Below are 14,727 nucleotides of genomic sequence, written 5' to 3' on the forward strand. Positions count from 1 at the left end.
CATGTCTGAAAAGAAATACGTTCCAGATGGTACGTTCACAACCTGTGATAAAGGGGCCGGTTTCAGTACGTTGGGGGTGTTGCCAACGAGTTCACAACTGTATGGGAAGCTGCTCGCTAACGAGAACGATAAAATTACGGCGGTCAACATCAGACCGATGGGGCTTTGTTCCATCACTAAAATAGTATGTGTACCTGCTCCATTAATGTGGACGTCGGTCAAGAACAACGTTCAACGCGACGGAGGGCGCCTGTTGCAGGAAGATTCGACCATTCAGTGCACAATCGGGGGTAAAATCAGCCTGTCGTTCATCATGCCTGCCGGAGGGGTGGATGAGAACGAAGAACCCGGCTTCTGGGACCAGTTGGGGCAGAAGTACAACGATATTACGGGCAGTATCGAAAAGTGGAATGAAGAAAATCTGGGACCTCTGGGCAGTTATCTGAATTTCCAGATGGGTGTGACCGAAGGTTTCGTCAAAGGAGCGGTGGGGCTGGTCGAGGGGGTGTGGGGCCTTGCCAAATTTGCCGGTCGTATGGCTGCCGACCCCGTAGGCACGACGGTAAGCACGGCTAAAGCAGCCTGGCAGGCGGGTGGCGCCGCCATCGACTGGGCCAGTAAAGGTGAAAACTGGCAGAATCTAGGCAACCGGATTGCTAATGCGTCGCCGCGTGACTGGGGCAACGTGGTGGGGCAGGTTGGTTTTGAAGTAGCCGCTACGGCTGCTACCGGTGGGGCCGCTCAAGCAGCCCGTGCTGGTCGATTAGGCGCTGCGGCCGTGCGGGGCATGGAAATGGCCGATAAACTAGGCGATGCCGCCAGGTTAAGTCGGTTAGCGAGTGGAGCGAGCCGTGTGGCAGGAAAGGTAGCCCCCAGGGTGTTGGGGGCGGTAACCGACGGGGCGAAAGCGGTGGAGCGGGCGGGGCGGCGCCTACTGGACAAGTTGCCGCAGCCCCTTAAGTGTACGCTGCGGCTGGAGCCCGTCGATATGGGGTCAGGCACGATGCTGTCGATGCTAACCGATGTGACATTGCCCGGCCCGATCCCTTTCGAGTGGCAACGTACCTGGTATTCGCGCTCTGACTACAGTGGGCCTATGGGCCACGGCTGGCACCATCGCTACGACCTGGCACTCCGGCTGGAAGCGGAAGACGGAACCGCCGTACTGCGCATGGCGGATGGCCGCCAGACTGACTTCGCGCCGCCATTGCTGCCCGGCGAACCCGTTTTCGACCGTATCAACCGGCTGAGTCTGTACCGGGGCGACGAGGCCCAGCGTGAATGGCGGGTATGGCACCACGACGAGCATGTCTGGTATATGTTTGAGGCCCCCCGGCCCGACGGACCCATGCAGCCGCTGCAACGGATCGAAAACCGGGCGGGGCAGGCTATCCAGTTCAGCTATACGCCCGCGGGTCACCTGACCCGCATCATCGACTCGGCGGGGCGCGAACTCACCCTCGATACCGACGCACGAGGCCGCATTATCGCCTTGTATGGCCCAGATCCCGAGGAGCCCACGCAGCGCATACCCCTGATGGCCTACAGCTATGATGAACTTGGTAACATGGCCACCTACACCAATGCCGAGGGTTATCAGTCGGTGATGTACTATCAGGGACATCTGATGGTCAAGAAGACAGCGCCCAACGGCTTGTCGTTCTACTGGGAATACGACGGCCCCGACCATCACGCCCGTTGTATGCACAGTTGGGGCGATGGTGGCCTGCATGAGGGCTGGCTCAGTTACCCCGATGAAGAAACGACCATCCTGACTACTAGCGACGGTAAAACGACCTTCACGCATTACCGGGGGCTGGTTACCGACGAAGTGGACCCATTGGGGCGGTACAAACAATGGCTTTATAACGGATTTGATGAACTGGAAGTCGAGCGCGACGGAGCCGGGAACACCACGACCTTCGACTACGACCGCTGGGGGAACCTGATCGCCGTGGGCCACGCCGACGGGGCCACCGAAGCCTGGCAATATGACCCCGAAACCGGCGAACGCCTGATGGCCTCGACCGACGCCCGCGGGGGCAGCTATACGTACGGGTACGACGAGGCCGGTAATCTGGTCGAACGTACCGACCCGATGGGCGGCGTTACCCGCTATCAATACGACGGGCAGGCGCGGCTGACCAGCCTGACCAACGCGCTGGGGCAAACCACGCACCTGCGCTATGACGCCCACAGCAACCTGACGCACCTTGTAGCCCCCGACCAGACCATCCGCTCACGTACCTACGATGCGCTGGGTCGGCTGGTTACGCTGACGGACGAGGCAGGCTACCAGCAGCAACGTACCTACGACCGACTGGGCCAGCTCCTGACGGTTGCCGAGCCGGACGGAAGCCGACAGACGATGGCCTACGACGCGCTGGGCAATGTGGTGCAGGCCACGGGCGGGGGGCAGTCGGTCAGCTTCGACTACGTTGGGCTGGGGCAGTTGGCCTCGCGGCACCAGGGTGGCACCCGCATCGATTTCAGCTATGACCTCGACGAGCGGCTCACGGGCCTGCGCAACGAAAAAGGCGAGCAGTACCGCTTCGTGCTGGACCGGGCCGGGCAGGTTGTCGAAGAGATTGGGTTCGATGGGCTGCGCCGCCGCTACGAGCGCGACGCCGCCGGTCGGGTGGCGCGGGTACACCGACCCGACGGGCGCACGACGGCCTACGCCTACGATGGGGTGGGGCGGGTGACGGGCGTACGCTACGACGAAGGCCCCGACTCGCCGGGGGTGGTGCAAACCTACCGCTACGACGGGGTGGGGGCCGTGCTGGAAGCCCGCAGCGGCACTAGCCGCGTGGTGCTGGAACGCGATGCGCTGGGGCGGGTGGTAGCCGAGGTGCAGGACGGCGAGCGCATCGAGAGCACCTACGACGCCCTGGGCCAACGTACCCGGCTGACCTCCTCACTGGGGGCAGATCTACATTTTACCTACGACGAGGTAGGACAACTCCGGCAGCTTAGTAGCCAATCGGGGCCGCAGACCCAACCCTGGCAGGCGGGCTTTGCCTACGATAGCCGGGGGCTGGAAGTGCACCGGCAGTTGAGCGGCACCAGCCTGCGCTGGCAGTACGACGCCTTGGGCCGCCCCACCGAGCAAGGCATCGTGCTGGGGCGGGGCGGCTCCCAACGCCAGCGCCGCTACCACTGGCAGGGCTTCGATCAGCTAGCCCGCATCGAAGACAGCCTGCTGGGCACGACTAGCTTCGGCTATAACGCCCAGGGCTACCTCACCCAGGCCCGTTACACCGATGGGGGCCTAGACATCCGGCAGGCTGACGCGGTGGGTAACCTCTTTGGTAGCCTCCAGCAGCAGGATCGCCAGTATGGAGCGGGTGGGCGGCTGCTGGCCAGTGCCGAGGGCGTACGCTACCGCTATGACGGGGAGGGCAACCTCATCGAGAAACGCCTGCCCAACCGGCAGGGCAGTTGGCACTATCGCTGGGACAGCGCCGGGCAGTTGGTGAGCATCAGGCGGCCCGATGGCTACCGGGTGCAGTGTCAGTATGATGCGCTGGGCCGACGCACCCACAAGCAGTTCAGAGGCAAGCTTACCCGCTGGGTGTGGGACGGGGATGTGCCCCTGCACGAGTGGAGCCACTACACCCTTGACGGCCAGGCGGGCAGCCCCGATGAGTTGATCACGTGGCTGTTTGAAGATGGCAGCTTTGCCCCGCTGGCGCGGCTGACGCCCCAGACCCGCTACAGCGTAGTGGCCGACCACCTGGGTACGCCCCTAGAGCTAGTCGATGAGGGCGGGCAAGTGGTGTGGGGGGCGCAGCTCGACAGCTACGGGCGGGTTCGCCAAGGCACGGGCAAAGCATCCCTATGTCCGTTTCGCTATCAGGGTCAGTACGAGGACGCTGAGACGGGGCTGTACTACAACCGATTCCGCTACTACTCCCCGCAGGAGGGTTGCTATATTTCCCAGGATCCGATCAGATTGATAGGGGGCAAATCTACATTATACGGATATGTAGGCGACATTAACCTAGAAACCGATGAGTTAGGTTTACAAGGCGGAGGCTCTTACTCCCGAACCAGAAAAGCGAACGTAGGGGGGGAAACTAATCATATTCCAGCTTGGAACTCGATAGAACGAGCAAAGCAGCTTAACCCCAATTTGCCAAATGTGCCAACACATGGATCTACCCCTGCTACGCACATGGACACGCCTGATCATAGGCGGATGACTAGTACTGGAAGTTCGAGGGCGGCACGTCGGTGGCGACAGCAACAGGCTGACTTAATTGCAAGAAATAAGTTTGGCAAAGCCATGGAGATGGACATTCGTGAAATTCGCCGCAGATATGGTAATACGTACAATACTCATGTTCGCGAAATGCTTGATTATGCACACAATCAAAGCTTGATATCAGCTGCCGAACGAAATCGCCTTGCTAGGAAACTTTGTAGGGGCTAACAAAGAATCTGAAACTATTTCTCAATTAACAAACGGTCTTATGGATTTTGTCATTAAGCCTTATGAAGGCGCTTTACCATTGGTATTTGGAATGAATCGTGAAGAAGTGAGTTCAGTATTTCCTCAGATTGAGAAAAGTGACATCGAATCTTTTGGGTCATCTCAAGTAAATCTTGGCGATGATATTTATTTGAATTTTGAAGATGGTAAGCTTTCCGAGATAGAGTTTTATACAGCGAAGAATGATTATACTACAGGCGAACTAAGTGAATTGACACCAGACTTAAATCTAATCCTAGCTATTAATGGGCAGCAATTAGCTATACTGCAATTCGACAATACGTTAGATTTACTCAATCAAATTGATACGCCTAAATACGCAGATGGCGTTTGGATTTATCCAGCGATAGGCGCTACATTCTACGGCTATGATCGCTCTCAAGACTATCGTAGCTTTTGCTTATTCGACAAAACGTTGCTCTCGTTTCATATGGAAGGTGCAGAGGAGGCACCAAAGTCAACCAATCTCAGATCAATCGACTGAGCATAATTATATACGACTGAGCGAGCAACCTCATCGAGAAGCGCCTGCCCAACCGGCAGGGCAGTTGGCACTATCGCTGGGACAGGGCCGGGCAGTTGGTGAGCATCAGGCGGCCCGATGGCTACCGGGTGCAGTGCCAGTACGACGCGCTGGGCCGACGCACCCACAAGCAGTTCAGAGGCAAGCTCACCCGCTGGGTGTGGGACGGGGATGTGCCCCTGCACGAGTGGAGCCACTACACCCTTGACGGCCAGGCGGGCAGCCCCGATGAGTTGATCACGTGGCTGTTCGAGGCCGACAGTTTCGCCCCCCTGGCTCGGTTGAGCGCTCAGGTACGTTGCAGCGTGATGGTGGATCATCTGAACACGCCTTTGGAGCTGGTTGATGAGGGTGGTAAGATGTCAGCGTGATGTAGGGCGCGTCGAAGGAGGACTACTTGGCGCTTAGGCGTAGTACGTTGGCCGTCGGGCAAGAAGTAGTGCGCTCCGATGGTCAGTGGGTGGCTGTCACTCAGGTGGATCATCAGACGGAGCTCACCGAACCAATGGTGGTTTACAACATCGAGGTGGCCAACGCCTACACCTACTTTGTGGGCAAATGGATGTGATGGGTTATATTGCCACGGCCTGAGAAAAGAAGGCTAAGTAATTTGTAAAAAGATTATACCAAGGTAACAGTAGAAGCTGCGCAAAATAAGGCTGGTAATCTTACTGTATTCGGAAATACGATTGAAATATAGTGCTGCATAGCTATTTGCCAGAACCGACTAGAATCAATAAATAACTAACTCGTATGTGATATGGAGATGATAATACTGTCCTAGCAAAAGGGCTTATATGGTAATGTATTAAGTGCAAAACACATGTGAATAAGAATGGCACTGAAGTAAGTCCAAGAATAATGAAAATTAGCCCTTACGGTTCACTTAATGAAAGTGAATTAATAACTTTAGAGCAACATATTGGTTTCAGACTACCAGATGATTATCGTCGCTTCTTGGCGCGCACCAATGGCGGTCGGGTTGAAAATAGTATTTTTCATATTAGCGAACTTGACGAAGATGTATTATTAAATGTTTTCTTCGGTATTAATGTTGAAAAGAATAAAGTATTAAATCTATCATTTTGGTTTGATAAATATAGAGATGAGATCCCTGAACATAGTTTACTAATTGGTAATGAGCCTGGTGGCGGTTTTTTGCTATACATACCTTACGGTGAAGATTGCGGCGTTTATTTTTACGATGATAGCTATACGTTTGAGCAATCAAACGATGATGGTAATACGTATTATATCACCGAGACTTTTCAGGAATTTATTGATTCATTGTAAGAGCTTAAGAACTAATCTACTCTTATTCAACAGAAAATATAACTGATGATTTCTGTTAAGCAGATGTGGTATTCGGCGTAGTGAAATTTAGTCAAATAGTTTGTTGCAACAATTGTGTAATCCATTGGAAATCAATGCTTCTATGTATTATAGTTGACTCCAATGCCCAATGGTGGCCTATTACCTCGATAACTATCCGCTTGCTGCTATTTCCGGTGAGTCACGTTTAAGCAAAAGGAATATCTGCTGTACAGAGGCATTAATATTTCAACTTACCTGAAAGCAAACTTGGTTGTGACCACTATGAGCCGGGAAACGGACCACCCGATTTACTTACGGCTGGGCGGAGAGCGGCTTCAGACTCTGTCGTAACACTAATACGTCGATCGTCCTGTCTTACCAAACAAGGACAGGTACGCTGAGTTTATCAGCCCGTACCGGGAATCGCCGATAGGGGGTTATTTTTGTCGATTGACCAACCGACGGATAACGCACCTTATGAAGAAGCAACCGGCTGCTAAAGCCTCTACCCAACCAGCCACCAAACCTTCGCCTTCCACAGTTGCCCATACTGACCCTACGCTCGCTGATATAGCCGGTCAGCAGCGCGTTCGGATCGAGCGTGTATCGCCCGAAGTCGACGCTGGGTATGATCGGCCCGGCCGCTACCCCATCAAGGCAATCGTTGGTGATACCATTCCGGTCGAAGCCGATATCGTAGCAGACGGGCACGATATGCTGGCGGCGCGGCTGCTCTACCGCCATGCCGACGAGAAAGCGTGGCAGGAAGCTCCGATGACGCTGCTCGTCAATGACCGTTGGGCTGGTTCGTTTACGGTACAGAAGCTGGGTCGTTATCACTACACCATCGAGGCGTGGGTCGACCATATCGCGTCGTGGCAGCACGAAATTGAACTGAAAGTAAAAGACGGGCAACGGATCAGCAGCGAGCTGAAAGCGGGCGCGGTGCTGGTCGATGGTATGGCGCACCGGGCCGCCGGTGGCCCCAATGCCAACGCCCACGATGCGGCTGAGCTACTCCGTGCAGCGGCCCTGTTCCGCGAAGGGGCCAACCATGTTGCCGATGCCGAACCCGGCGATCCGTACGCCCGCGCCGTGGAACTGGCCGAGAGTGAGCAGTTTCTACACTGGGCGCAAACGTACCCGGAGCGGCAGCACCCTGCCCGCTATGCTGATCTGCCCAATGGGCTGAGCGTGGAGGTCGATCGGGCGGAGGCGGGTTTCAGCACTTGGTATTGCCTGTTTCCGCGTTCGGCCAGCCGGGAGGCGGGGCGCCACGGTACCTTCCGCGATGTGGAGGCGCTGCTGCCCCGCATTGCCGGTATGGGTTTCGACGTGCTGTATCTGCCGCCAATCCACCCCATCGGGACGGCGCATCGGAAGGGCAAAAATAACTCGGTAACCTGCCAGCCTGGCGAACCCGGGGTGCCTTATGGCATTGGGTCGGCTGAAGGCGGGCACGATGCGATCCACCCTGAATTGGGCACGGTCGATGACTTTAAACACCTCATCGCCGAGGCGAAAACGTACGGGATGGAGATTGCGATGGACCTGGCCATTCAATGCTCACCCGATCATCCCTGGGCAACCGAGCACCCTGAATGGTTCAAAAAACGGCCCGATGGCACCATTCAGTACGCCGAAAATCCGCCGAAGAAGTACCAGGATATCTACCCTGTTTACTTTGAAACGGAAGATTGGAAAGCACTTTGGGAGGAACTGAAGCGGGTATTGCTGATTTGGGCCGAGTGGGGTGTCAAGATCGTACGCGTCGACAATCCACATACCAAGCCGTTTGGCTTCTGGGAGTGGGTGATCGCCGAAGTGAAGAAGCATCATCCCGATATGCTGTTTCTCTCGGAAGCCTTTACGAAGCCTAAGGTGATGCAACAGCTGGCGAAAGTGGGCTTCGCGCATTCGTATACCTACTACACCTGGCGGACGACCAAAGCGGAGTTGCAACAGTATATGACCGAGCTGACGGCTGGTGAAATGCGGCACTACTTCCGACCAAACTTCTGGCCAACTACGCACGACATCAACCCGTACATTTTGCAGTCGGGTCACGAGCCGCAGTTTCTGATCCGGTATTTTCTGGCCGCCACGCTGTCGAGCAACTACGGCATCTACGGCCCCTCGTTTGAATTGATGGAGCACGTACCTGTGCCCAATAAAGAAGAGTACCTGAACTCAGAAAAGTACGAGATCCGGCTGTGGGACTGGGATCGGACCAACAAGCTAACGTACCTGATTGGCCTCACCAACCGGCTCCGGCGGACCAACGCGGCGTTGCAACAGACCAACAACCTCACGTTCTGCACCATCAATGACGACTTCCTGCTGGCGTACCTGAAAGTAACGGGCGACAACCGCCTGCTGACGATCGTGAATATGGACGCGTATAACCGGCGTAGTGGTGTAGTGCAGGTGCCGATCTGGCAGCTTGGTATCGCCCCTGACCAGCCTTATACCGTGCATGATCTGCTCACCGACAACCGCTACACCTGGCACGGCGAGTGGAACTACGTCGAACTCGACCCGTACATTTTGCCGATGCATATGTTCCGGATTGACTTATAAGCCGTTCAATGTCTAACGTCCAAGGTCCAAGGTTGGATGGCGCACGACTAAGATGCGTCAGCCAACCTTGGACCTTGGACGTTAGACATTGAACGGTTCAGTATCCCCCGTTGTACTTCCGAATGGCCCATTCGGTACCGGCCAGACCGAGGATGAGGAAAAAGAGCCAGCGCCAGTTGATCAGCTCGTTGAGCGACTCGGTGCTGCTGAGGCGGGCGGGCGTGTCGCGACTCGTAATTGCTTGGGCTACAGCGCCTGCGTTGGCGGCCTGATAAAATTTGCCACCCGTTTGTGACGCCAACTGCCGCAACATGGCGTGGTCGGCGGTTGTGTTGAGCGCTTCCAACTGAACCGTGCGGACAATGAACTGACCCGACGATTGTTCGGCCCGGTTATTCAGCGTGGCCGTTGCGCGATAGCGATAAACACCCTCGGGCAGGCGACTAACGTCGAACCGGCTGCTGGCTTCGGTGGGCGTGAACGTATACGTGCGGGTAATGTCGCGCTCATCGATTACTTCCAGCTTCACCGGTATGTCGTAGAGCCGTTCGTAAATGTCGTTGTAGAGTTCGGTTTCAAACGACACCGTTTCGCCCGCCGTAAACTCGTTGCGGATGGGGTAAACGCGCAGTTTTCGCCGGTCCTCTTTCACCGAGATCAGCTGCAATACTTTCTGCATCAGCTCGTCGATCACGTCCTGCTTGTCTGTCAGGGCGTATTCTTCGAGCCGCCATTGCCAGATGCCTTCCCCCATCAGTACGGCCGTTTTGCGGGCTCCGGTGGTGTTCAGCGCCAGCAGGGGCTTGGCCGTTTTCACCGTCCCGATCTGCTGCCACAATACCGTTTCGCTGCCCGGCTGAAGCTTGTACTCGCCGTAGGGCGACGTGAGCGGAGGCAGCTTATCGAGCAGTTCGAGCCGGGTAGGGTCGAGGTTGAGTTGCTTGAAATTGGTATTGAAAAACGCCGTTGCTTTGTCGGTCTGGTTGGGCGTTCCCTGAATGCTGACAACCGGGTTGATGGGGTTCAGGCCAGCCGTCGAGGTTTGCGTGCCGATTATGAAGAGCGTCGGGGTATTTTTCGCCAGCAGTTTCGTGAGGGCGGCATTGCCCAGATTGCTCAAATCAGGCAGCTGATGCAGAATCAGCAGGTCATACGCCTTGTCGATGGGAATACTGGTGCCCTCGGCGGTCGAAAGCGTACGCACGTCGACTTCGTAATTCTGATTTTTTTCGAGAATTGTCCGTAGCGCTTTCAGGTCGGGGTGGGGGGCCAGGCCCAGCAACAGCACCTTCTCGCGGCCATCGATCACCTCGATGTAAACATCCTGCCGGTTGTTGGCCGTGCTGAATTCACCCGCCTGTGGCAGCACCTCTACCGTGAGGCGCTGAACGCCCTTCTGCGTAGCCGATGTCTGGAACGAGACCTGCGCAAAGCTGCTCGCCTGATCGAATCGGACGGTTTGCCGACCCACTTCCCGCGTGCCCTGACGTAACACTACCGTCGCGCTGCGCCCCTGAAAACCATTGCTGACCACATCGGCCTGCACCGGAAAGGCATTGTTGAGGTACGCCACGCGGTTGGCCACGATGCCTTTCAGCGCGACGTCTTTCTTCGGGATAGTATCGCCCAGCCCGACCGTCTGCACCGCAAACGGGTAGGTGCCAAACGTGGGCGAAACGCCCTGATTGGTGATGCCGTCGGAAAGCAGAATCACGTCGGTCAGGTTGCGGCCCTCGTAATCGGAACGGATGCGCGACAGCATGCCCGACAGGTCGGTGGTGCGCTGCCGAAAAGGCGTTTGGCTGAGGTCGTCGGGTGCAGTTGTGTCGGAGAGGGTACGCACGGCCACGTCGAACCCTTTATCGACCAGTTGTTGCCGGGCCGATTGCAGAAGCGTAAGCGTCTGATTCAACGCCGGCCGACCCGCCGCCGCTACCGATTCGGAGTTATCGATCGCCAACACGACCGTCGGCTTCTCCCGAAAGGTCTGGGTGCTGCGGATCAGCGGATTCAGCAGCAGGAATGCCAGCAGCGATACCACCACAAAGCGTAGCACAGCCAGCCCCCACGTGAGCGCCCGGCTCCAGCCATTGGTGGGTACGTTGCCACTCGCCGTGGTGCCCGCCAACCGCCAGGGTTGGTAGAGCGCAGCCGCATACACCACGCCCGCCAGCAAACAGGCGAGAATCCAGACCGGCGACGTTTGAAAGATCAGGTTCATTCGTTAATGTATAATGCACAATGAACGATGTACAATGGACGATATTTTCTACTAACGTACCTGGCTGTTGGCAGCCCTTTATGCATTATATGTACATCGCTCTCTATACATTGTTCATTATACAGTATACATTGATTGTACGGGTCTCTAGGTCAGCATCCCGCCGTCCACCTGCAGCACCTGACCGGTGATGTAGCGGGAGAGGTCAGACGCCAGAAACAGGCAGGCATCGGCTACTTCGTCGGGTTGTCCCCCACGCTTCAGCGGAATACTCTGTTTCCATTCCTCAATCGATTTCTCGTTCAGTTCGCCCGTCATTTCGGTCTCGATAAAACCCGGTGCAATCGCGTTCGACCGGATGTTACGCGAGCCCAGTTCAAGCGCTACCGACTTCGTAAAGCCGATGATACCTGCCTTCGAAGCGGCGTAGTTAGCTTGTCCGGCGTTACCACGCAGGCCGACCACCGACGTCAGGTTGATGATCGAACCGGCTTTGGCTTTCATCATGGGCCGGATAGCTGCTTTCGTGAGGTTGAAGACCGACTTAAGATTTACCGTCAGCACCTCGTCCCACTGTTGTTCCGACATCCGCATCAGTAGCCCGTCGCGGGTGATACCGGCGTTGTTGATCAGCACGTCGAGGGTGCCAAAATCAGCCAGGACCTGCATAACGAGGTCATCGGCGGCTTTAAAATCAGACGCATCGGAGCGATAGCCTTTGGCCTTGATGCCAAAGGCGGCGAGTTCGGCTTCCAGCGCCTGCCCTTTTTCAACGCTCGACAAATAGGTGAACGCCACATTGGCCCCTTCCTGCGCAAACCGGAGGGCAATGGCCCGCCCGATCCCGCGTGATGCGCCCGTGATGAGGGCGACTTTTCCGGCAACTAAATTCATGAAATAGACTAATTGTATCGGCGACTTTCCAACGCTTCGGGCCAATCGGTGGTCATGTAACCGTTCTGTCTGACAACGTACCTGATCACGAAGCGCGATGACCGTTGAGCCAAAAATACAGTTTCGCCGCCGAAACGGATTACTTTTTCGTGCCGGTTACCGTAGTTGTTTTCTTGAGGCCCGAATCTTCCGACACACCCGTATAGATAAACTCACTATTGGCGGTGATTTGCCCCGTGGCCGAGTACTGCCCCGTGAAGGTGGTACCGTTCAGGATGATGCCCTCCGTCTTCTTGTCGATAACGGTGAAATTGTTGCCATTAAGCTCGCCCGTGACCCGCTCTTTGGTACCCGGAAAGTCGAAGTCGATAAAGATTTGAGAAGCCTGCTGCGTGCTTTTGCTGACGGTTACCGTACCACTGTTGCTTTCCGGGTTCAGTTCTTTACCGGCAAAGGTGATGCGGATATTATAGCCAACGGCGTAAGCGCCAACCATGCGGTCGCGCGGATCAATCGGTGTAACGTTATCACCTCCGCCCGATTTTTTGCAGGAAGCAAACAAGCCGACGCAGACGAAAAGTAGGAGTGCAAAGCGTTTCATGGGATTTGTGTCTATGGGTAATGAATCGGTGTCAAAAACCGTGCCTTTTGGCCTAGATTGATGGTGGATTTGGTAACGCCGCCAGCATCCGTAGAGGACAAAGGATCATTGACTAAACGAATAAACCCGCCCAATTAAGATTGACCAGTGCATAACTCTTTCCTAAACTGATTGTACCGATGCATAAACTACTTCTTTCCACGCTGCTTTTTCTGGTGACCGGCTGGGCTACGGCCCAGCAGCGCACCATCCGGGGGCGCGTGATCGACGCCGCTGACCGAACACCGCTGCCCGGCGTGGCTATCGCCTTAGAAGGCGGAGCCTTCGGCACAACAACCGACGCTAAAGGCCAGTTTAAGCTCACGATTCCTCTGGCCAGCAAAACGCTGCTGGCAAGCTACATCGGGTACGTTACGCAATCGGTCAACGTCCCGGCTGCAACCGATTCCGTGCTGATTCGGCTGGTCGCCGACGGCAAAAGCCTCAACGAAGTGGTGATTACAGGATACGCCACCGCTGCTAAACGGGAGGTCATGGGTTCGGTAGCGACCGTTCCGGGTAGCCGAAGAGCCCCCGCGCCCGGAAGTGCGCACTATTCAACCGCCGCCATCACGCCCGGTCGTAGCGTGTATGTCACAGTAACCCCTGACCGCGAAGCCGGGCAACTGACGGCGGGCGAAATTCACGATTACAGCAAATGGACGTTATGGGGCGACATTGCCCAGAAGGAACTGCGCGACTACCGGACCCTGTGGCGTGTGGCTCCCGCCGAACGGTATTCGGTGCAGGTGGTGTCGGCCAATGGCTTCCCGCTGATCGACGTACCCGTGCGGCTTTTCGACAACCAACGGCACCTGATCTGGGAAACCCGCACCGACAACACGGGTCGGAGCGAACTGTGGGCCAACTTGTTTCAGCCGGCCGATTCTACGGCGACGAATCGAGTTAAGGGCAAGGTGAGCGCTGAAGCGGTGGTAGCCGGAAAAACCTACACGCTGAACCGGCTCAGCCCGTTTGGCAAAGGCGACAACACACTGACCATTGAGCAACCTTGTGGGGATGCCGCCCAGACCGTCGACGTGGCGTTTGTGGTGGATGCCACCGGCTCGATGGGCGACGAAATTTCGTACCTCAAAGCTGAACTGACCGACGTGATCAGCCGGGCCAAACAGGCAGCGCCTAACAGCACCATCCGGCTGGGGAGTGTCTTTTACCGCGACCGCGGCGAGCAGTACCTGACCCGCCACAACGACTTCACCACGCAGCCCGATTCGGCCGTGGCGTTTATCAAAAACCAGGAAGCTATGGGTGGCGGTGATTACCCCGAAGCGGTCGATACGGCGCTTGCCGTCGCGCTGACGAAACTGACGTGGAGCCCAACGGCCAAAACCCGGCTGCTGTTTCTGGTGCTTGACGCCCCGCCGCACGACGATGCGGCGGCGATTGCCTCCTTGCAGCGGTCGGTGGCCAAAGCGGCGGCTATGGGCATCCGGCTTATTCCGCTGGCGGCCAGTGGCATCGATAAAAGCACCGAATACCTGTTGCGGTCGATGGCGCTCGGCACCAACGGCACTTACGTGTTCCTGACCGACGACAGCGGCATTGGCAACCCGCACATCAAGCCCACCACCGATCAGTACACCGTCGAGAAACTGAATGCGCTGCTGGTGCGGCTCATCGCCAAGTTCACCCAGACGACTGACTGTCAGCCGCCAACTGTCGCCAACGTACCCAACGCGACCCCGCCAGTGCGGTATACCGAGCAGGGGCAACCCGTCGACAGCACGGCCGCGCCCGCCCCGACGTTCCGGTATTTTCCGAACCCCACGCGCGACTACCTGACGATCGAAAACACGACCGCCATCGACGAACTCTTCGTGATGGACATCACGGGGAAAGTGCTGATGCGCGAAACGCCCAACCGGCCAGTCGCTCGCCTCGATATGCAAACGTACCCAACCGGTACGTACCTATTCCGCTTCAACGCCACCCAACGATGGCAAGCCGGCCGGTTTATCCTGCACCGGTGAGAATGAATAATGGATAATGTAGGATGTATAATGGGCGGGTGCATCAGTAATCGTGCGCCAGCCCATTAT

Annotated in this window: 10 protein-coding genes; 7 read left to right on the forward strand and 3 right to left on the reverse strand. The window is 56.5% G+C overall.

From position 1 onward, the window contains the following. Position 1: 1 nt before the first annotated feature. The 6 genes from FAES_RS28935 (at position 2) to FAES_RS09645 (ending at position 8,912) form a co-directional block, all read left to right on the forward strand. A complete protein-coding gene (locus FAES_RS28935) occupies positions 2-4,435 on the forward strand; it encodes a DUF6531 domain-containing protein (RefSeq protein WP_015331010.1) in 4,434 nt (1,477 codons plus the stop codon). 40 nt (positions 4,436-4,475) lie between these two features. Next, positions 4,476-4,979 carry a hypothetical protein gene (locus tag FAES_RS09630; RefSeq protein ID WP_041257718.1) on the forward strand — a complete coding sequence of 168 codons (504 nt, stop codon included), beginning with the start codon at positions 4,476-4,478 and terminating at the stop codon, positions 4,977-4,979. 98 nt (positions 4,980-5,077) lie between these two features. Beyond that, positions 5,078-5,389 (forward strand): hypothetical protein, encoded by a 312-nt coding sequence (locus FAES_RS09635; protein ID WP_158408759.1) that lies wholly within the window; start codon positions 5,078-5,080, stop codon positions 5,387-5,389. Positions 5,390-5,415: 26 nt separating this feature from the next. Then, entirely contained in the window at positions 5,416-5,586 is a 171-nt protein-coding gene (locus FAES_RS30345) for a hypothetical protein (RefSeq protein ID WP_158408760.1), read from the forward strand. 257 nt (positions 5,587-5,843) lie between these two features. Continuing rightward, on the forward strand, positions 5,844-6,311 hold the full coding sequence (locus tag FAES_RS09640; protein WP_083891476.1) for an SMI1/KNR4 family protein: 468 nt from the start codon (positions 5,844-5,846) through the stop codon (positions 6,309-6,311). Between the two features lie 498 nt (positions 6,312-6,809). Further along, a complete protein-coding gene (locus FAES_RS09645; protein WP_015331013.1) occupies positions 6,810-8,912 on the forward strand; it encodes an alpha-1,4-glucan--maltose-1-phosphate maltosyltransferase in 2,103 nt (700 codons plus the stop codon). Positions 8,913-9,009: 97 nt separating this feature from the next. On the opposite strand, the gene FAES_RS09650 is transcribed toward FAES_RS09645, so the two are convergent. The 3 genes from FAES_RS09650 to FAES_RS09660 all read right to left on the reverse strand — a co-directional run bounded on the left by FAES_RS09650 (position 9,010) and on the right by FAES_RS09660 (position 12,628). Further along, positions 9,010-11,133, reverse strand: a complete 2,124-nt coding sequence (locus FAES_RS09650) for a vWA domain-containing protein (protein ID WP_015331014.1) — start codon at positions 11,131-11,133, stop codon at positions 9,010-9,012. Positions 11,134-11,280: 147 nt separating this feature from the next. Then, positions 11,281-12,027, reverse strand: a complete 747-nt coding sequence (gene fabG, locus FAES_RS09655; protein WP_015331015.1) for a 3-oxoacyl-[acyl-carrier-protein] reductase — start codon at positions 12,025-12,027, stop codon at positions 11,281-11,283. Positions 12,028-12,166: 139 nt separating this feature from the next. Beyond that, on the reverse strand, positions 12,167-12,628 hold the full coding sequence (locus FAES_RS09660) for a hypothetical protein (protein WP_015331016.1): 462 nt from the start codon (positions 12,626-12,628) through the stop codon (positions 12,167-12,169). Positions 12,629-12,807: 179 nt separating this feature from the next. Here FAES_RS09660 and FAES_RS28940 point away from each other — a divergent pair, with 179 nt between their 5' ends. After that, positions 12,808-14,658 carry a carboxypeptidase-like regulatory domain-containing protein gene (locus FAES_RS28940; protein WP_015331017.1) on the forward strand — a complete coding sequence of 617 codons (1,851 nt, stop codon included), beginning with the start codon at positions 12,808-12,810 and terminating at the stop codon, positions 14,656-14,658. Positions 14,659-14,727: the final 69 nt, after the last annotated feature.

This window comes from Fibrella aestuarina BUZ 2 (assembly GCF_000331105.1).
GTDB lineage: Bacteria > Bacteroidota > Bacteroidia > Cytophagales > Spirosomataceae > Fibrella > Fibrella aestuarina.

Bases quoted from the DNA above. Each gene is read 5' to 3' on its own strand.
- FAES_RS09645 (WP_015331013.1), top strand. From the start codon at position 6,810: ATGAAGAAGCAACCGGCTGCTAAAGCCTCTACCCAACCAGCCACCAAA.
- FAES_RS09660 (WP_015331016.1), bottom strand. From the start codon at position 12,628: ATGAAACGCTTTGCACTCCTACTTTTCGTCTGCGTCGGCTTGTTTGCT.
- FAES_RS28935 (WP_015331010.1), top strand. From the start codon at position 2: ATGTCTGAAAAGAAATACGTTCCAGATGGTACGTTCACAACCTGTGAT.
- FAES_RS28940 (WP_015331017.1), top strand. From the start codon at position 12,808: ATGCATAAACTACTTCTTTCCACGCTGCTTTTTCTGGTGACCGGCTGG.
- FAES_RS09630 (WP_041257718.1), top strand. From the start codon at position 4,476: ATGGATTTTGTCATTAAGCCTTATGAAGGCGCTTTACCATTGGTATTT.
- fabG (WP_015331015.1), bottom strand. From the start codon at position 12,027: ATGAATTTAGTTGCCGGAAAAGTCGCCCTCATCACGGGCGCATCACGC.
- FAES_RS09650 (WP_015331014.1), bottom strand. From the start codon at position 11,133: ATGAACCTGATCTTTCAAACGTCGCCGGTCTGGATTCTCGCCTGTTTG.